Below are 19,124 nucleotides of genomic sequence, written 5' to 3' on the forward strand. Positions count from 1 at the left end.
TCCGCCGGCCGGCGCGAGTGTTGGGTACAGGAGGACATAGATGTCCACGGCCTTCGCCGCCGAAAGCGGCGGGTTGTCCCTCACCAATCAGAACCTGTCGTACGTCATCATCGCCGCGGTCATCGCGTTGGTGGCGCTCGGCTTCGCCGCCGCCCTCACCAGGGCGGTACTGGCGACCGGTAGGGGCACCACAAACATGCAGGAGATCGCGGCAGCGGTCCAGGAGGGCGCATCGGCGTACCTCTTCCGGCAGTTCAGAACCCTCGCGGTCTTCGTCGTACTGGCGGTGGTGCTGCTCTTCCTGCTGCCGGTGCACGAAACCGACAACGAAACCCTGGTGAAGATCGGCCGGTCGGCCTTCTTCGTCGTCGGCGCGGTGTTCAGCGCCTTCATCGGCGGTGCCGGCATGGCCCTGGCCACCCGCGCCAACCTGCGGGTGGCCGCCGCCGCCCGGGAACATTCCGGCGGTCGTGAGAAGGCCATGCAGATCGCCTTCCGGACCGGGGGCGTGGTCGGCTTCCTCACCGTCGGGCTCGGCCTGTTCGGTGCGGCGCTGGTCGTCGTCCTGTTCCGGGCCGACGCGCCGACCGTGCTGGAGGGCTTCGGCTTCGGCGCCGCGCTGCTGGCCATGTTCATGCGGGTCGGCGGCGGCATCTTCACCAAGGCCGCCGACGTCGGCGCCGACCTCGTCGGCAAGGTCGAACAGGGCATCCCCGAGGACGACCCGCGCAACGCGGCGACCATCGCCGACAACGTGGGCGACAACGTCGGCGACTGCGCCGGCATGGCCGCCGACCTGTTCGAGTCGTACGCGGTGACCCTGGTCGCCGCCCTGATCCTCGGCCGGGCCGCGTTCGGTGAGGACGGCCTGGTCTTCCCGCTGATCATCTCCACCATCGGGGTGATCGTGGCGATCGTCGGGGTGTTCATCACCCGACTGCGCGCCTCCGACCGGTCCGGGCTGACCGCCATCAACCGGGCCTTCTACGCCTCCGCGGTGCTGTCGGCGATCCTGGTCGCGGCGATGTCCTTCGTGTACCTGCCGGCGACCTGGGCCGAACTGCTCGGCGACGGGTGGCGTACGCAGCTCGGCGTCGAGGGTGACCTGCCGCTCGGCCCGCAGTGGGTGGCGATCGGCGCGGTGGTCATCGGCATCGTGCTCGCCGCCGCCATCCAGGCGCTGACCGGCTACTTCACCGAGACCAACAAGCGCCCGGTGCAGGACATCGGCAAAAGCTCGCTGACCGGGCCGGCCACCGTCGTGCTCGCCGGCATCAGCATCGGGCTGGAGTCGGCGGTCTACTCCGCGCTGCTGATCGCGGCCGGGGTCTTCGGCGCGTTCCTGCTCGGCGGCGCCTCGATCACGGTCTCCCTGTTCGCGGTGGCGCTGGCCGGCACCGGCCTGCTCACCACCGTCGGCGTGATCGTGGCGATGGACACCTTCGGCCCGATCTCGGACAACGCCCAGGGCATCGCCGAGATGTCCGGCGACATCGACGAGGCCGGCGCCCGTACGCTCACCGAGCTGGACGCCGTCGGCAACACCACCAAGGCGATCACCAAGGGCATCGCGATCGCCACCGCGGTGCTCGCCGCGACCGCCCTGTTCGGGTCGTACACCGACACGCTGCGCTCGGCGTACGCCGAGGCGGGTGTGGGTGACGTGGGCGCCGAGATCCTGAACGCGCTCAACGTGGCCAACCCGCGCAACCTGGTCGGCCTGATCATCGGTGCGGCGGTGGTCTTCCTCTTCTCCGGGCTGGCCATCAACGCGGTCTCCCGCTCCGCCGGTGCCGTGGTGATGGAGGTACGCCGCCAGTTCCGCGAACTGCCCGGCATCATGGACCGCACCCAGCGCCCCGAGTACGGCAAGGTGGTCGACATCTGCACCCGGGACGCCCAGCGTGAGCTGGTCACCCCCGGTCTGCTGGCCATCCTCGCCCCGATCGCGGTCGGCTTCGGTCTCGGTCCGGGCGCGCTGGCGTCGTACCTGGCCGGTGCGATCGGCGCCGGCACCCTGATGGCGGTCTTCCTGGCCAACTCCGGTGGCGCCTGGGACAACGCCAAGAAGCTGGTCGAGGACGGCGCGTACGGCGGCAAGGGCTCCGCCTCGCACGAGGCGACCATCATCGGCGACACCGTCGGTGATCCGTTCAAGGACACCGCCGGCCCGGCCATCAACCCGCTGCTCAAGGTGATGAACCTGGTCTCGCTGCTGATCGCGCCGGCCGTGGTCGCGTGGAGCGTCGGGGCCGACCGGAACACCCCGTTGCGGATCGCCGTGTCGCTGGGCGCCGTACTGATCGTGGTGGCGGCCGTGGTGTGGAGCAAGCGCAAGCCGATCGCGATCTCGGACGACGCCTCGGGCCCCGGTGCCACCGGCAGCCCGGAGCACCGCCCGGAGACGATCACCGCCTGATCGGGCCTTTCGTTCGGTCGGATGGTGCGGTGGGCCGGTACGGCTGTCCCACCGCACCATCCGACCCAACCCGTACGCTGCAACGCATGCGTACGCCCCGCGCGCCGGCCGCCGGGATCATCCCGGCGGTGCTGTGCATCCTCGTGCTGCTGACCGGCGGATGTGGTGCGGGTCCGACGGCACCGGCCTGGGCGGCTTCGGTCTGCGAGGCGTTGGCGCCCTGGCGGCTTGAGATCAATGGTCTGACCAGCAGTACCCAGCAACAGATGACGGCGCAGACGACACCCGCGCAGGCCAAGGAGAACCTGGTCCGGATGATGGCCGGTGCGGAACAGGCGAGCGAGACCGCCCGTCGCGGGGTGGCGGACGCGGGGGTGCCCGACGTGTCCCAGGGCGAGCAGGTATCGCGGGGTTTCCTCGACTCGCTCACCGAGGTCCGCGACGCGTACGGCCGGGCCGGTCGGACCATCGACGGGCTGAACACGGGGCAGTCGGGTCCGTTCTACGACGGGGTGAAGGCGGCGGTGGACACCCTCAACGCGGAGTACGACGCGGGCGCGCTGGACACCAGCACCCTCGATTCACCGGAGTTGAAGCGGGCCTTCGACGAGGTTCCGGAGTGTCGCTGACCACGCCGCCCCCGAATGCGCCGCCGACGGAGTCCGCCGGACCGTCGGCGGGGGAGGCGCCGGCACTGATCCCGCCCGATCCACCCGATCTGCCCGTTCCACCTGATCCCCCCGATCCACCGGCTCCGCCTGATCCGCCTGATCCGCCTGATCCGCCAGCTCCCCCGACTCCGCCTGATCCGCCTGATCCGAGGGTGCGGCAGCTCTCGCTGTTCGGGGTGGAGGCGACCGAACCGTCTCCGGCCGATCTCACCGGTCTGCTCGTCGGCCCCGCGCAGGTGGTCCGGATGGGCGGGACGGCCAGGGTCTCGGTGATCGTGGACGCCGCCTGGCGGGTGCACGTGCTCGCGGCCGAACTGGCCCAACGCGGGTTGCCGGCCACCTGGGAGCCGACCGAGGACCAGCGGCACGAGGTACGCACGGCGTACGCGACGACGCTCGCTCCGCTCGCCCGGTCCTGGTTGCGCGGTACGGCGAAACGGCCACCGGCCGGCCTGCACCTCAACGGGCGCCGGCTGCGGCTCTGGGTGGCGGCGGCGGGCAGCCCCGAACCGCCGGGGTTCCTGCTCGGGCTGGGCGACGCCGAGGAGAGTTGCTGGGAGGCGGTCGGGGCGGCGCTCGCGGCGATCGGGCTGCCGGCCGTACTGTTGCTTTCCCGGGCCGGGGGTCCGGCGTACCGAATCACCGGCCGGCGCCGGTTGGCCCGGCTGGTGGAGCTGGTGGGCGAGCGGCCGGCGGCGGCCCCGGCCGCGACGTGGCCGGCCTCGGCGCTCTAGCGATTTACGGCTTTTAACTATTCTTCATCCGCTTTAACACTTTCAGCGCTGATTCAGGGACAATCTGGTCTACTGTCCGATGGCGGACAGCGAACCGGAGATTTGGGAGATAATCCACCAACTGGTGGCATTCGAAGGAGATGGTCGTCGCCAATGGATCCGGGCCGATTCATCGTCGGTGTACGGTGTCGCCGTCCGGGATGAACACCGGGCCGGCTCCGGGGTCAAGCGTTCGCCCAGCTCTGTGGGCCTCTTCGCGGCCCGCGCAACCCGGATGCCGCGCAGCGCGTTACGTTGGACGTTCAACGTCACGCCTGCGGCGTGGCGACCGGTGGAAAGGCGGACCACGGTGGTCCGCAGGGCGAGATGTCGTGAGTGAGGTCGGGGAGAGACGTGCCGAGTAACGCCAAGAGCACCCGTCTGGTCATCGTCGAGTCACCGGCGAAGGCCAAGACGATCTCGGGCTATCTCGGCCCGGGGTACATCGTCGAAGCCAGCCTGGGACACGTCCGGGACCTGCCGCGCAACGCCGCCGACGTACCCGCCAAATACAAGAAGGAACCGTGGGCCCGGCTCGGCGTCGACGTCGACCACGGCTTCACCGCGCTCTACGTCGTCTCCGCCGACCGGCGCCAGCAGATCGCCAAGCTGACCAAGCTGGCCAAGGAGGTCGACGAGGTCTACCTCGCCACCGACGAGGACCGCGAGGGCGAGGCCATCGCCTGGCACCTGGTCGAGACGCTCAAGCCGCGGGTCCCGGTCAAGCGGATGGTCTTCCACGAGATCACCCGGCCGGCGATCCAGGCCGCGGTGGCCAACCCCCGCGAGATCGACCAGGACCTGGTCGACGCCCAGGAGGCCCGACGCATCCTCGACCGGCTGTACGGCTACGAGGTCTCCCCGGTGCTCTGGAAGAAGGTCATGCCGCGCCTGTCGGCCGGCCGGGTCCAGTCGGTGGCGACCAGGATCGTGGTCGAGCGGGAACGGCAGCGGATGGCCTTCCGCACCGCCGAGTACTGGGACATCCTGGCCACCCTCGCCGTACGCGACGGCGGTGAAGGGCCGCGCACGTTCCATGCCACCCTGATCGGGCTGGGCGGCGACCGGATCGCCACCGGTCGGGACTTCGAGCCGACCACCGGGAAGGTGAAGCCGGGCGCCGGGGTGACGCACCTCGACGGTGACGGAGCCCGCGGGCTCGCCGCCCGCCTCGACGGGCGGCCGTTCACCGTCACCCGGGTCGAGGAGAAGCCCTACCGCCGCCGGCCGTACGCGCCGTTCATCACCTCCACGCTCCAGCAGGAGGCGGCCCGCAAGCTGCGCCTGTCGTCCCAGCAGACGATGCGCACCGCCCAGCGGCTGTACGAGAACGGCTACATCACCTATATGCGTACCGACTCGGTGAACCTGTCGGAGACCGCGATCGCCGCCGCCCGCCGCCAGATCGCCGAGCTGTACGGCGAGCGCAACGTGCCGCCGGAGCCGCGCCGCTACACCGGCAAGGTGAAGAACGCGCAGGAGGCGCACGAGGCGATCCGCCCGGCCGGCGACCACTTCCGTACGCCCGGTGAGGTGGCGGGCGAGCTGTCCGGCGAGGAGTTCCGGCTCTACGAGCTGATCTGGCGCCGGACCATCGCCTCGCAGATGACCGACGCGGTCGGCTCCAGCGTCTCGGTCCGGATCCGCGCGGTCACCACGGCCGGCGAGGAGGCCGACTTCGGCGCCACCGGCAAGACCATCACCGATCCGGGCTTCCTGCGGGCGTACGTGGAGTCGTCCGACGACGAGAACGCCGAGGCCGAGGACGCCGAGCGGCGGCTGCCGAACCTGGTCAAGGACCAGCCGCTGAGCGCCGAACAGCTCGCCGCGACCGGGCACACCACCCAGCCGCCGGCCCGCTACACCGAAGCCTCGCTGGTCAAGTCGCTGGAGGAGCTGGGCATCGGTCGCCCGTCGACGTACGCGTCGATCATGCAGACCATCCAGGACCGGGGGTACGTGTTCAAGCGCGGTCAGGCGCTGATCCCGTCCTTCCTGGCGTTCGCCGTCGTCGGCCTGCTGGAGCAGCACTACCCGCGCCTGGTCGACTACAACTTCACCGCCGCGATGGAAAACGAGCTGGACGAGATCGCCGGGGGCGACCACGCCGCGGTGGACTTCCTCACCTCGTTCTACTTCGGCAGCGACGTGGCCGGCGACGACTCGGTGGCCCGGTCCGGTGGACTGAAGAAGATGGTCACCGAGAACCTGAGCGAGATCGACGCGCGCAGCGTCAACTCGATCCCGCTGTTCCGCGACGACGAGGGCCGCGACGTCGTCGTCCGGGTCGGCCGGTACGGGCCGTACCTGCAACGCACGCTGCCGGGCCCCGAAATCGAGAAACCGGTCGTGGCCGAGACCGGTGCCGAGGACGGCGGTCAGCCGGAGGACGGTGGTCCGTCGGGGGACAGGGTGTCGATCCCGGAGGGTGTCGCGCCGGACGAGCTGACCCCGGAGAAGGTGAGCGAGTACTTCCTCGGCGGTGGCGGCGAGCGCAAGCTCGGCGAGCACCCGGAGACCGGTGAGCCGATCCTGCTCAAGTCCGGCCGCTTCGGCCCGTACGTCTCCAGCGGTGACCGCAAGTCGTCGCTGCTGAAGTCGCAGTCGCCGGACGACATTTCGCTCACCGAGGCGGTGCGCCTGCTCAGCCTGCCGCGGGTGGTCGGGCTGGCGCCGGACGGCGCGGAGGTGCTGGCCGCCGCCGGCCGCTACGGCCCGTACGTCAAGCAGGGCGACGAGTTCCGTTCGCTGGACTCGGAAGAGAAGATCTTCACGGTCACGCTGGACGAGGCGTTGGCGCTGCTCGCGGCGCCGAAGGCTCGTCAACGGCGGGCCGCCGCCCCGCCGTTGCGGGAGATGGGCGCCGACCCGCTGACCGAGAAGCCGTTGGTGATCAAGGACGGCCGGTTCGGCCCGTACGTCACCGACGGGGAGGTCAACGCGTCGCTCCGGCGAAGCCAGACCCCGGAGGAGCTGACTCTCGCGGAGGCATCGGAGATGCTGGCCGAGAAGCGGGCCAAGGGACCGGCGCCGAAGAAGAAGGCGGCGCCGAAGAAGGCCCCGGCGAAGAAGGCGACCCCTGCGGCCGGGGCAGATGCTCCCGCCAAGAAAACCGCCGCAAAAAAGGCCGCCCCCCGAAAAGCCACCGCCGCCAAGTCCACCACCGCGACAAAGGCGACCAAGAAGACCACCCCCGCCAAGGCAACCGACCGAGCCAAGTAAACCCCCAAGCACCCCCCCGCCCCCCGCCCCGCCCCGTGCCCCCCCATGCCCCCCGTGCCTCCCGTGCCCCCCGTGCCCCCGTGCCCGCCCCTGTCCCCGTCGATCTAGGGCAAATACGTGCTTGTTGATCTCTAACAGCCACCATTTGCCCTAGATCGACGGGGTGGGTGGGCGGCGGGCGGGGTGGACGGGGGTGGGGGTGGGGGTGGGGGCCGGAAGGGGTGAAGGGGGCTGGAACGGGTTTTTTGGTTTGGGAGTGTGCTTTAGGCTGCTGCGATGGTTCGACGGGGGATATTGGCCGGACATCGGCACACAATGCTGCTGTTTTCGGCCGTACTGGTAGTGGTATTGATCGGTATCGGTGCCGTTGGTTATGGCGCGGACTGGTGGGGTGGGTCGTCGCCGCGTACGTCGACCTGGGTGGGTGCCCCCAGCGGCGTGCCGGGGACGCCGTCCGGGGGTGCGGCGGCGGCGTCCGGGGCCCGGCTGGACGGGCAGGGCCGGCGGCTGTTCACGGTGCTCGGCGCGGGTGACGTACTGGTGCATCCGGCGGTGTCGGAGCAGGCGCGCCGGGACGCCACCCGGACCGGCCGACCGGGCAGCTTCGACTTCCTGCCGATGTTCGGCTCGGTCGCACCCGCCATCACCGGCGCCGACCTGGCCATCTGCCACCTGGAGATCCCGCTCGCCCCGGCCGCCGGTCCGTTTCTGGGCTACCCGCAGTTCAGCGCCCCGCCGCAGCTGGCCGACGGGCTGCGCCGAGCCGGCTTCGACGCCTGCTCCACCGCCTCGAACCACACGCTGGACCAGGGCGCGCAGGGGGTGAAGCGGACCCTGGACGCGCTCGACGCGGCCGGGCTCGGCCACTCCGGGAGCGCCCGCGACGCCCGTGAGGCCGGCACGCCGAGGATCTACCAGGCGGCCGGGGTCGGGGTCGGGCACCTGTCGTACAGTCTGAATTTCAACGGGCTGCAACGGCCGGCGGGCAAGCTCTGGATGGCCAACCTGATCGAGCCGGACAAGATCCTGGCCGCGGCGGCCGGGCTGCGCGCGGCCGGCGCCGAGATCGTCGTGCTCAGCCTGCACTGGGGTACGGAGTACCAGCATCTGCCGGACGCCGACCAACTGCGCTGGGTGCAGCAGCTGATCGACTCGCCCGATATCGACCTGGTTCTCGGGCACCACGCGCACGTGGTGCAGCCGTTCGAGCAGTTCGGTGAGAAGTGGGTCGTATACGGCATGGGCAACCAGTTGGCACGCCATTCCGAACCGGTGAATGACAACCGCGAGGGTGTCATGGCAAAAATTACCTTCACGGAAATTGCCCCGGAAAAGTGGAAGATAAGCGAGGCTGCGGCGATTCCCATCTGGACCGATCTCGCGCCCGATATCCGGCTGGTCGATCTCGCCGCCGCACTCGCCGATCCGACCCTGCCGGCCGCCAATCGCGAGGTCTACCGGGGCGCGTACGGGCGGATCACCGGTTATCTGACCGCGCGGGGCGCCGACCAGGACGGACTGAAGGTGCTGTCCCGCACCGGCTGAGGCCGCCGGGCCGGGCCGGCTGGGTTTCGCCGTCGGGCCGGGTCAGGCGCCGAGGACCCGTTCGGTGTAGGCGTTGGCGAAGACCCGTACCGGATCGAGCCGGTCCCGTACGGCCACGAAGTCGTCGAACCGTGGGTAGACCGAGCGCAGCGAGTCCGCGTGCCGGTAGTGCAGTTTGCCCCAGTGTGGTCGGCCGCCCCACTCCATCGCGATCCGCTCGAACGCCCGGAAGTACGGCTCGTACGGCGCACCGGCGTACTGGTGGATCGCCAGGTACGCGGACTCCCGCTGGTAGCCGTGCGACAGCCAGATGTCGTCCGGGGCGGTGAACCGCACCTCGACCGGGAACTGGACCTTGAACGGCAGCCCGTCGACCAGCCGGCGCAGCGCGTCCAGCGCGTCGGGCAGGGCGGCGCGCGGCAGGCCGTACTCCATCTCGGTGAACCGGACCCGGCGCGGGGTGCAGAAGACCCGGTCGGAGCGGCCGGTGTACGTCCGGGCGGTGAGCGCGCGGGCGGAGAACGCGCTGATCGGCGGCACCAGCGCGGGCACCGCCCGACCGAGCCGGCAGGCCCCGGCGAAGACGGTGTTGGCCAGGAACTCGTCGTCGAGCCAACCCCGGAACCGGTTCAGCGGCTGATCGTCGGCCGGCACCCGGTTGTTCGTCTTGACCTGCACCCTGTCCGTGTACGGGAACCAGTAGAACTCGAAGTGGTCGTTGCCGGCGACCAGGTCGGGCAGGTCGGCCAGCACCTGCGCCAGCGGTGCCGGCCGTTCGTCGGCCCGGAGCACGAACGCGTCCACGCAGCGCAGGGTCACCTCGGTGATGATGCCCAGCGCGCCGAGCCCGACCCGGGCGGCGGCGAACAGTTCGGGGTCGGTCTCGGCGGAGCAGTGTCGTACCTCGCCGGTGCCGGTGACCAGGCGCAGTGCGGTGACGAAGGTGGAGAGGCAGCCGTAGCCGGCGCCGGTGCCGTGGGTGCCGGTGGAGATCGCCCCGGCGACGGTCTGGGCGTCGATGTCGCCGAGGTTCGGCATGGCCAGGCCGTGCCCGGCCAGCAGGGCGTTGAGTTGGCGCAGCTCCAGCCCGGCCGGCACGGTGACCAGGCGCCGGTCCGGGTCGACCCGGACCGGCCCGGTCAGGGCGGCGAGTTCCATCCGCCGGTCCTCGGTACGGGCGATGTCGGTGAAGGAGTGACCGCTGCCGACCGCCTTGATCCGGTGTCCCGCCGAGGCCGCCTCGCGTACGGCGTCGACCAGCTCGTCCACGCCGGACGGCCGGAGTACGGCGGTGGCGGTGGCCCGCTGGTTGCCGGTCCAGTTGCGCCAGCCGGGGCCGGACACGGCGGACGATGGCGTCGCGCCGAGCGGCGACACCGCGCCGGACGGCGATGGGGTGCTGGCCATGCAGCCTCCAGGGCCGAATATGAGTAGCATTCATATCAGGCTTCGATGCGATGAGTAAACATCGCACACCAGGTCCGATCGTTAATCCAGGTAACGTTTCGAACTCGCGACGTACAGACGCATCTCATCCGTCGAAGGGGGAGTGGCGACGCGTGTCCACATCAACCGCCACGAGTGGTCCACTACGCCGCGTCCCGGTGCAGGGCCGCAGCGTTGCCCGGGTCCAGCGCATGCTCGACGCCTGTGCCGAACTGGTCGACGAGGTGGGCTACGAGGGGCTGACCACGACCCTGCTCGCCGAACGGGCGGAGGTGGCGATCGGCTCGGTCTACCAGTTCTTCCCGGACAAGCGGGCGATCGTGCAGGCGCTCACGCTGCGCAACATGGAGGCGTACCTCGAACGCCTGGCCGACCGGTTCTCCCAGGGCGATCTGGCCCACTGGTGGGACGGGGTCGACGCAGGCATAGACGAGTACATCGCCATGCACCGGCTGGTGCCCGGCTTCCGTACGCTGCACTTCGGCGACGTGGTCGACGTGCACCTGCTCGACGAGCAGCGGGACAACAACGGGGTCATCGCCGAACAGCTCGCCCGGGTGCTGGTCGAACAGTTCGGGATCACCGACGGCCCGCCGCTGCGGTTCGCGCTGGAGATCGCCGTCGAGGCCGCCGACGCCCTGATCAAGCTCGCCTTCCGGCGGGACTCCGACGGGGACGAGCGGGTGCTCGCCGAGGCCAAGGCGTTGATCCGCGAATACCTGTACCGCCAGGTCGGCACGGCGCCGGCCGTACCGGAGCAGTCCGGCGGACCGGAACAGACCGGTGCCGCCACGGGCGTCCCGGTCGCCGTCGGCGCCGCCGACCCGGCCGACAACCCGACCGGCTGACCTCCGGCCGAGGCTGGTCGCGGGTAGACCACCGGGGCTCGTCGCGGGTAGGCCAGCCGAGGCTGGTCGCGGGCGGGTCAGAGGAACGCCCGGCCCTCGCCCCGGTAGCTCGGCACCGTCGCCACCACCTGCTCACCCTCGATCAGGTGCAGCTCGTTGACGTGCTCACTCAACTCGCCGGCCTTGGCGTGGCGGAACCAGACCCGGTCACCGACCGCCAGGGTGTTTGCCACCGACCCGGCCAGCGGCGTCTGCACCTCGCCGGCGCCCTCCGAGCCGGTCAACCGCAACCCGGCCGGTAGCCACGGCTCCGGCAACCGGCTCGGATCGGCCGGACCGGAGGCGATCCAGCCGCCGCCGAGCACCGTCGCCAGGCCGGGCGCCGGGCGGCGTACCACGGCGAGGGCGAAGAACGCGGCCGGAGCCGGTCGCCACGCGCGGTAGCCGTCGAACAGGGTCGGCCCGTACAGCCCGGAGCCGGCGGTGATCTCGGTCACGGCCGGATCCGCGCTGGTCGCGGCCATACTGCCGGTGCCGCCGCCGTTGACGAACGCCAGGTCGGCGTGTTCGCGTACGGCGGCCACCGCCGCGCCGCGCCGGGCCAGCAGTTCCGGGTACGACCAGTGTTGCAACGCCCGGATCGCCACCCCGCGCAGGGCCTGTCCGGGCGGGGCGTCGGCGAGCCCGGCGATCTGTGCCTCGTACGACATCAGTCCGACCAGCCGGAACCCACGGCGGGCGGTGACCTGCGCGGCCAGCGTGCCGGCGGCGGTGGCCGAGTGCACCGGCGAGCGGCGCACCCCGATGTGCACCCGGCCCCCGGCCGGTCGCCACGAGGCGTCGAGGTCGAGGCAGATCCGGATCGGCTCCCGCCGGTCGGCCGGTACGACCGCGTCGACCAGGTCGAGTTGGTCCGGGCTGTCCACCATCAGGGTCACCGCCGAGGCCAGCTCGGCGTCCCCGGCCAACTCGGCCAGCGCCGCCCGGTCCGCACTCGGGTACGCCACCAGCACGTCGCCCGTCACACCGGCCCGGACCAGCCAGTTCGCCTCCCGCACCGTGTACGCCATCACCCCGTGCCAGCCCGGCCGGGCGAGCGTACGGGTGATCAGGTCACGGCAGCGGACCGACTTGCTCGCCACCCGTACCGGCTTGCCGGCGGCGCGCGCGATGAGCGCGTCGGCGTTGGCGTCGAAGGCGGTCAGGTCGACCGCCGCGAACGGTGGGTCGAGGTGCGCGGTCGCCCGGTCCAGGCGGGTGCGCAGGGCATCTCGGGCGATTGGTTCCTCGGTGGGCACATGTGCACGCTAACCGCCCAGCCGCCAATGCGAAACACCCTCGCGTCTTGCCGATCGTGTCGACCGTCCCCGCCGCGAACAGGGGAATGTCGGGGCAGCGCCCGTTCACGCCGCGATTAGAGTGTCCGGGGAAGCCCAGCGATGGGCCGGCACTCGGAGGTACGGCCATCGACACGAACCGCAGCGGCGAGCCAGGAGCGACATCCTCGGCAGCGCCGTCCACCACCCAGGTCGACCGCACGGGTTACCAGGCACTCCGGTCAGTGCTGCGGATCCGACCCTTCCGCCGGCTCTGGCTGGTGCTCGGCGCGGCCTCGTTCGCCGACTGGCTCGGCCTGCTGGCCACGTCGATCTTCGCGGCCACCCAGGTCAGCGGCGACACCGCGAAGGGGCTGGCGTTCGGTGGGGTGATCGCGGTACGGCTGCTGCCGGCGCTGCTGCTCGGCCCGGTCGCCGGGGTGCTGGCCGACCGGTTCGACCGGCGCCTCACCATGGTCGTCTGCGACCTGCTGCGTTTCGTGCTGTTCGCCTCGATTCCGCTGGCCGCGCTGCTCAACGTCGGCGGTGCGCTGGTCGTCGGCTGGGCGGCGGTGGCCACCTTCCTGATCGAGGCGATCACGCTGATCTGGATCCCGGCCAAGGAGGCCGCGGTCCCGAACCTGATCCCGCGTACCCGGCTGGAGGTGGCCAACCAGCTCACGCTGATCACCACCTACGGGGTGACCCCGGTGCTGGCCGCGATCAGCATCGCGGTGCTCGACCGCAGCGTCCGGGCCGTCTCCGGCGGACCGCCGCAGGGCTGGAGCGACCCGACCCAACTGGCGCTCTACTTCAACTCGCTGAGCCGGCTCGCCACCGCGCTCGTCGTCTTCTTCGGCATCCGCGAGATCAGCGGCCGGGTCGGCGCCCGCGAGGGCGGCGGCCAGGAGAGCGTGCTGCGACAGTTCCTCGACGGCTGGAAGTTCATCGGCAAGACCCCGCTGATCCGTGGCCTGGTCCTGGGCATTTTCGGCGCCTTCGCCGGTGGCGGCGTGGTGATCGGTACGGCGAACTTCTTCACCAAGTCGCTCAGCGCCGGTGAGGCCGCGTTCTACCTGCTCTTCGGCTCGATCTTCATCGGCCTGTCGGTCGGCATCGGCCTCGGCCCGATGATCGTCCGGGAGATGTCCCGCCGCCGCTGGTTCGGCATGAGCATCGTCCTGGCCAGCGCCTCGGTGCTGGTGCTGGCCGCCGCCATCCACCTGTCGATGGCGATTCTCGGCGCGGTGCTGGTCGGCGCCGGTGCCGGCATGGCCTTCCTGGCCGGCACCACCCTGCTCGGCGGCGAGGTCGCCGACGAGGTACGCGGCCGGGTCTTCTCGGTCGTACAGACCGGCACCCGGCTGGTGCTGATCCTGGCCATCTCGATCAGCAGCCTGCTGGTCGGCGTCGGTGGTTCCCGCGAACTGCGGATCGCCGACCTGGGCATCTCGGTCTCCTCCACCCGCCTGCTGCTGCTCGTCGCCGGAGTCGCCGGGATCTTCGCCGGCATCAACGCCTTCCGCCAGATGGACGACAAGCCGGGCGTACCGGTCCTGGCGGACCTGTGGGGCTCGATCCGGGGACGCCCGCTCTCGCCGGCCGAACCGTTCACCTCGACCGGTGCCTTCGTGGTCTTCGAGGGCGGCGAGGGGGCCGGCAAGTCCACCCAGGTCACGACGTTGGCCGAGGCGCTGCGGTCCGAGGGCCGGGAGGTGCTGGTGACCCGCGAGCCGGGCGCCACCGACGTGGGCGTACGGATCCGCTCCCTGGTGCTCGACAGTGTGGCGGCCGGTGCCGTACCGCTCTCGCCACGCGCCGAGGCGCTGCTGTACGCCGCCGACCGGGCCCATCACGTGGCCACCGTGGTCCGCCCGGCGCTGACCCGGGGCGCGGTGGTGATCAGCGACCGGTACGTCGACTCGTCCCTGGCCTACCAGGGCGCCGGTCGTACGCTCCCGGTCGACGAGGTCTCCTGGCTCTCCTCCTGGGCCACCGGCGGGCTCAAGCCCGACCTGGTGGTGCTGCTCGACGTCGACCCCCGGGCCGGGCTGGACCGGGTGGCCGCCCGGGGCGGGGGCGCGGACCGGCTGGAGGGCGAGTCGCTCGACTTCCACGAGCGGGTCCGGGACGCCTTCCTCGACCTGGCCGCCGCCGACCCCAAGCGTTACCTGGTGCTCGATGGCACCGGCTCGATCGAGCGGATCGCCGCCACGGTCGCCCAGCGGGTTCGCGGCATGCTCACCGACCCGGACCCGATCGTGCACCCCGGTCCGGCGAGGCCGCTCGACCCGTCGGTCGAACCGAGGACACCGGAACCGAGCCCCCCGGAACCGAGCCCCCCGGTGGAGTTGGAGCGGCGGTCCTGATGGCCGACATCTTCGCGGAACCGGAGCGGCGGTCCTGATGGCCGATGTCTTTGCCGAACTGGTCGGCCAGGCCGAGGCGACCGCGACGCTGCGGCGGGCGGCCGCCTCGGCGGCGGAGGTGATCCGGGCCGGTGTCGTACCGGACCCGGCGGCCGTCATCAACAGCGCGATGACGCACGCCTGGATCTTCACCGGCCCGCCCGGATCCGGCCGGTCGGCGGCCGCCCGTGCGTTCGCCGCCGCGCTCCAGTGCGAGCGGGGCACCGGCTGCGGCGACTGCGCCGGCTGCCACACCACGCTCGCCGGCACCAACGCCGACGTACGGTTCGTCGTACCCGAGGGGCTTTCCATCGGTGTCGGGGAGATGCGGGCCCTGGTGCTCCGGTCGGCGAGCACCCCGTCCGGCGGGCGCTGGCAGGTGGTGGTCATCTCCGACGCCGACCGGCTCACCGAGGCTGCCGGAAACGCCCTGCTCAAGGCGATCGAAGAGCCTCCACCTCGGACGGTCTTCCTGCTCTGCACCCCGTCCACCCACCCGGACGACATCTCGGTGACCATCAGGTCCCGGTGCCGGCTGGTGCCGTTGCGCCAACCGCCGGCCGACGCGGTTGCGGCCGTACTCGCCGAGCGGGACGGGATCGCGCCGGACCTGGCCGGGTGGGCGGCCGCGGCGGCGCAGGGGCACGTCGGCCGGGCCCGCCGGTTGGCCCGCGACCCGGAGGCGCGCAAGCGGCGGGACGCGGTGCTGGCGGTGCCGCGCCGGTTGACCGGGGTCGGGGCCTGTTTCGACGCCGCCGCCACCCTGATCGACTCGGCCGAGGCCGAAGCGGAGGCGGCGGTGGCGGAGTCGGACGCGAGCGAACGGGCCGCGTTGCAGACCGCGCTGGGTGCCGGCGGAACGGGCAAGGGTGCCGCCGGTGCGGCGCGCGGCTCGGCCGGGCAACTCAAGGACCTGGAACGACGGCAGAAGTCGCGGGCCACCAGGGCGCAGCGGGACGCGCTGGACCGGGCCCTGGTCGACCTGGCCGGCTTCTACCGGGACGTACTGGCGGTGTCGCTGGGTGCCCCGGTCGCGCCGGTGCACACCGACACGGCGCCGTTGGCGAGCGCGGCGGCGGCGAAGTGGACCCCGGAGGCGACGCTGCGCCGCCTGGAGGCGGTGCTCGCCTGCCGTACGGCGATCGACACGAACGTCAAGCCCCGGATCGCCGTCGAGGCGATGATGCTCTCCCTCTGGCGCGGCTGACCGAGGTCGATCCCACGGGGTTCCGTTCGGGAGATCCAACCGGTACGGTGCGTAGCTTGGCGCAACAGCGACGGCACAGTCAGTGAATGGCTGCCGGGAGGAGCTCATCGATGTCGCGGGAGATCGACGAGACCTGGGTCGAGGAGGCGGTCGAGCGCTACCGCCGGATCGAGTCGTTGCAGGCCGAGTTCGACCAGGCGATACGCGCGGTCGAGGTCAGCGTACGGTCACCGGACGGGCTGGTCGAGGTGCTGGTGACCGCCGCCGGGACGATCACCGACGTCCGCTTCCTGGCCCCGGTGCGCAGCCGTGGCGACGCCGAGCTGGCCCGCTCCGTACAGGCCGCGGTGACCGCCGCCGCCGATGCGGCCGGATGGGCGCGGGAGAAGCTGCACACCGAGACGTTCGGCGCGTACCGGCGACTGACGGAGGCGTGAGTGGAGAGCCTGCGCGAACTCGCCGACAAGCTGGACGAGGCGGCCGGGACACTCACCGCCGCCGGCCGTGAACTGGGCCGTGCCGACCGTGCCCGGCCGGCGCTCCGGGTCGACGGACCGGGCCGGCTCACCGGGACCATCCGGGCGCTGGGCGAGCAGTGGCAGGCCGCCATCGGGGCGCGGGCCACGGAGGCGACGCTGACCGCCGACCGGGTCGCCGACCTCGCCGCCACGCTGCGGTTGGTGGCCGACGGCTACGCCGACACCGATGACGCCGCCCGGCGCCGGCACGCGCGGGAGGCATGATGGACCTCGGCCCGAACGCCACCGGGGCGAAGGACCCGCTGGACCACCTCGCCGGGCCCGGCACCGACCTGCTCCGCCGGGTCGACGACCTGCTCGCGGTGGCCGGAGCGCCGGACGACCACCGGATCTGGCCACTGCTGCGCGCCCTCGGCGCACTGCCCGCCGACGCACTGGGCACGATCGTCGCGCTGCGACCGGCGCCGCTGGCCGCCGCCGGCCACGCCGTCCGCACCCTTTCCGAGGAGTACGACCACGCCCGCGCGAACCTCACCACCGGTGACCCGTGGCAGGGGGCGGGGGCGCAGGCGTACGCCGCCCACCGGGACGCGCTCGCGGCGTACCTCGACGGTGATCCGGAGAGCCTGACCGGGCGGCTCGCCGCGACCGCCGCGTACGCCGAAGCGGTTGACGACTGGGTGGCCCGCAGCCGGCAGGCGCTCGCCCGCACCCTGGCCGACGTGCTCGGCTCCGCCGAGGCGGTTACGGTCGTCACGGCCGGTACGACCGGCGACCCCGGCGCCGTCGCGCTGGCCGCCGCCGAGATCGGTGCCCGGGTGCTGGCGACAGTGGCCGAGGCGGAGACGCGGGGGCGGGACCTGTTGCACCGGTGGGCGCAGGAGTTGACCGAGTTGCCGTACCGGGGTCCGAGGGACGCGGCGCCGAGCCGGCTCGACGGCACCACCTGGATCTCCGGCTGACTCCCGTGGTGGTCGGAAAAAACGGTAGGTAAGGACCCGGCGTTTTGGACGTAGGGTGGGCACATGGGGATGCTGTGTGCGGTTAGCTTCACCCGGTACGGTCGTCTCTACTACCTGGATCCGGGTGAGTTCCGGCCGGCGGTCGGTGACCGGGTGCTGGTCCCCACCGACGACGGCACCGAGGTTGCCGAGTGCGTCTGGGCGGCCCAGTGGGTCAGTGACGACACCGACGGGTTCCCGCGCCTCGCCGGCCTGGCCGGCGATGCCGACCTGCGTCGCGACGAACTCCAGCGCAAACGCAAGGCGGAGGCGAAGGTCGCCGCCAAGCGGCTCATCCGGGAGCACGGGCTGCCGATGAAGGTGATCGCCATCGACCACGTGCTGGAGTCGCCGGGCGGCACCACGTCCGGCTCCCGCACCACCGTCTACTTCACCGCGCCGCACCGGGTCGACTTCCGGGCGCTGGTCCGCGACCTCGGCGCCACCCTGCACTGCCGGGTCGAGTTGCGTCAGCTCTCGGCCAGGGACTCGGCGCGGGTGCAGGGCGGCATCGGTTCCTGCGGGCGCGACCTGTGCTGTGCCACCTTCCTGACCGACTTCGAGCCGGTCACCATCAGGATGGCCAAGGACCAGGACCTGCCGCTCAACCCGCTGCGCATCTCCGGCGCCTGCGGCCGGCTGATGTGCTGCCTCAAATACGAACACCCGCTGTACGCCAACAGCAGCAACTACCCGACGTCGGGTCAGCGGGTCGAGACTCCCGATGGCCTGGCGAAGGTCGTGTCCCGGCACCCGCCGAGCGAGACCGTCACCGTACGGCAGATCGAGGACGGAACCGTCCGGCGTTGCGCCGTCGCCGACGTCTGCGGCTCGCGCCGCGCGTACGAGGGCGCCGACCCGAGCTAGCAGAGGGGCAGCGACATGTCCGGTACGCAGTTGTATGACACCATCGGTGCCACCTACACCGTGACGCGGCGTACCGAGCCACGGATTGCCGCAAGGGTCTGGGCCGCGCTCGGCGATGCGCGGACGGTGTTGAATGTCGGCGCCGGCACCGGCTCCTACGAGCCCTCCGACCGTGACGTCACCGCGGTGGAACCGTCGACGCTCATGCGTGCGCAGCGTCCCGCGGGCGCGGCGCCGTGCGTGGCCGCCACCGCCGAGAGCCTTCCGTTCGCGGACCAGTCCTTCGACGCCGCGATGGCCTTTGCCACCCTTCATCACTGGCAGGATCCGATCGCGGGGCTGCGCGAGATGCGGCGTGTGGCTCGCCGCGTGGTGGTCTTCACGCACGACACCAGTGATGCCGGATGGCGTCGCCGGTTCTGGCTCACTCGCGACTACCTGCCCGAGGTCGCCGACCTCGTGGTCGGCCGGCCCTCGGTGACCGATCTGGCCAGCGCGATCGAAGCCCGCATCGAGCCGGTGCCCATTCCGTGGGACTGCACCGACGGTTTCTTCGAGGCATACTGGCGCCGCCCGGAGGCGTACCTGGACGATCGTGTCCGTCGTGGACTATCGGTGTGGGCCAGGGTCGGGCCGGATGCCGAGCAGCGGGCGGTTCGCAGCCTCCGTGACGACCTCGACTCGGGTCGGTGGGCCGAACGCAACCGCGACCTCGTCGCCCTCGACGCGGCGGAGCTCGGCCTTCGCCTACTCATCACCTGAACCCCGCCCCTGACTGGGTGTTCTCGCCATGATCATGGCCAGCCGAAGGCGGTCCTGTCGATACCCGGCGCAGCGGCAGGGTTTCGTGGCCCTTCTCGCCCCCGCTCCTCTCTGCCCGCGATCTAGGGCGAATACGTGCTTGTTGATCTCCGATCACCAC

At 71.6% G+C, this 19,124-nt stretch carries 14 protein-coding genes and 1 pseudogene; 13 read left to right on the forward strand and 2 right to left on the reverse strand.

Annotation, left to right across the window (positions count from 1 at the left end; translation table 11 throughout):
- The first annotated feature begins 40 nt into the window (after window positions 1–40).
- The 5 genes from OG792_RS01450 to OG792_RS01470 all read left to right on the forward strand — a co-directional run bounded on the left by OG792_RS01450 (window position 41) and on the right by OG792_RS01470 (window position 8,630).
- Window positions 41–2,419, forward strand: coding sequence for a sodium-translocating pyrophosphatase (locus tag OG792_RS01450; protein WP_329106584.1), 2,379 nt, complete (start codon window positions 41–43; stop codon window positions 2,417–2,419).
- 86 nt (window positions 2,420–2,505) lie between these two features.
- The gene (locus OG792_RS01455; protein WP_329106586.1) at window positions 2,506–3,048 is read left to right on the forward strand and encodes a hypothetical protein; all 543 of its coding nucleotides are present in this window, start codon (window positions 2,506–2,508) and stop codon (window positions 3,046–3,048) included.
- A gap of 89 nt (window positions 3,049–3,137) precedes the next feature.
- Window positions 3,138–3,824 carry a hypothetical protein gene (locus OG792_RS01460; protein ID WP_442932435.1) on the forward strand — a complete coding sequence of 229 codons (687 nt, stop codon included), beginning with the start codon at window positions 3,138–3,140 and terminating at the stop codon, window positions 3,822–3,824.
- Window positions 3,825–4,217: 393 nt separating this feature from the next.
- On the forward strand, window positions 4,218–7,085 hold the full coding sequence (gene topA / locus OG792_RS01465; protein WP_329106590.1) for a type I DNA topoisomerase: 2,868 nt from the start codon (window positions 4,218–4,220) through the stop codon (window positions 7,083–7,085).
- A 315-nt stretch (window positions 7,086–7,400) separates the two neighbouring features.
- A complete protein-coding gene (locus OG792_RS01470; RefSeq protein ID WP_329106591.1) occupies window positions 7,401–8,630 on the forward strand; it encodes a CapA family protein in 1,230 nt (409 codons plus the stop codon).
- Between the two features lie 42 nt (window positions 8,631–8,672).
- On the opposite strand, the gene OG792_RS01475 is transcribed toward OG792_RS01470, so the two are convergent.
- Entirely contained in the window at window positions 8,673–10,037 is a 1,365-nt protein-coding gene (locus tag OG792_RS01475; RefSeq protein WP_329106593.1) for a D-arabinono-1,4-lactone oxidase, read from the reverse strand.
- A 230-nt stretch (window positions 10,038–10,267) separates the two neighbouring features.
- Here OG792_RS01475 and OG792_RS01480 point away from each other — a divergent pair, with 230 nt between their 5' ends.
- On the forward strand, window positions 10,268–10,924 hold the full coding sequence (locus OG792_RS01480) for a TetR/AcrR family transcriptional regulator (RefSeq protein WP_329111048.1): 657 nt from the start codon (window positions 10,268–10,270) through the stop codon (window positions 10,922–10,924).
- Window positions 10,925–11,001: 77 nt separating this feature from the next.
- Here the strand turns inward: OG792_RS01480 and OG792_RS01485 are convergent, their stop codons facing one another.
- Window positions 11,002–12,222 (reverse strand): amino acid deaminase/aldolase, encoded by a 1,221-nt coding sequence (locus OG792_RS01485; protein WP_442932359.1) that lies wholly within the window; start codon window positions 12,220–12,222, stop codon window positions 11,002–11,004.
- Window positions 12,223–12,521: 299 nt separating this feature from the next.
- Between OG792_RS01485 and tmk the strand changes: the two genes are divergently transcribed.
- The 7 genes and pseudogenes from tmk to OG792_RS01520 all read left to right on the forward strand — a co-directional run.
- Window positions 12,522–14,609 (forward strand): dTMP kinase, encoded by a 2,088-nt coding sequence (tmk, locus tag OG792_RS01490; protein WP_329111051.1) that lies wholly within the window; start codon window positions 12,522–12,524, stop codon window positions 14,607–14,609.
- Between the two features lie 37 nt (window positions 14,610–14,646).
- Complete coding sequence (locus OG792_RS01495; RefSeq protein ID WP_329106594.1) at window positions 14,647–15,855, forward strand: DNA polymerase III subunit delta'; 1,209 nt, start codon at window positions 14,647–14,649, stop codon at window positions 15,853–15,855.
- 110 nt (window positions 15,856–15,965) lie between these two features.
- Window positions 15,966–16,292 carry a YbaB/EbfC family nucleoid-associated protein gene (locus OG792_RS01500; RefSeq protein ID WP_329106596.1) on the forward strand — a complete coding sequence of 109 codons (327 nt, stop codon included), beginning with the start codon at window positions 15,966–15,968 and terminating at the stop codon, window positions 16,290–16,292.
- The gene (locus tag OG792_RS01505) at window positions 16,293–16,598 is read left to right on the forward strand and encodes a hypothetical protein (protein WP_329106598.1); all 306 of its coding nucleotides are present in this window, start codon (window positions 16,293–16,295) and stop codon (window positions 16,596–16,598) included. It abuts the gene before it with no gap.
- Window positions 16,598–17,296, forward strand: coding sequence for a hypothetical protein (locus tag OG792_RS01510; RefSeq protein ID WP_329106600.1), 699 nt, complete (start codon window positions 16,598–16,600; stop codon window positions 17,294–17,296). The genes OG792_RS01505 and OG792_RS01510 overlap by 1 nt, the downstream gene beginning before the upstream one ends.
- Window positions 17,297–17,359: 63 nt before the next feature.
- On the forward strand, window positions 17,360–18,202 hold the full coding sequence (locus OG792_RS01515) for a PSP1 domain-containing protein (RefSeq protein ID WP_329106602.1): 843 nt from the start codon (window positions 17,360–17,362) through the stop codon (window positions 18,200–18,202).
- 21 nt (window positions 18,203–18,223) lie between these two features.
- A pseudogene (locus OG792_RS01520) lies at window positions 18,224–18,964 on the forward strand (class I SAM-dependent methyltransferase); the annotation flags it as partial.
- Window positions 18,965–19,124: the final 160 nt, after the last annotated feature.

This window comes from Micromonospora sp. NBC_01699, from assembly GCF_036250065.1.
Taxonomy (GTDB): Bacteria; Actinomycetota; Actinomycetes; order Mycobacteriales; family Micromonosporaceae; genus Micromonospora_G.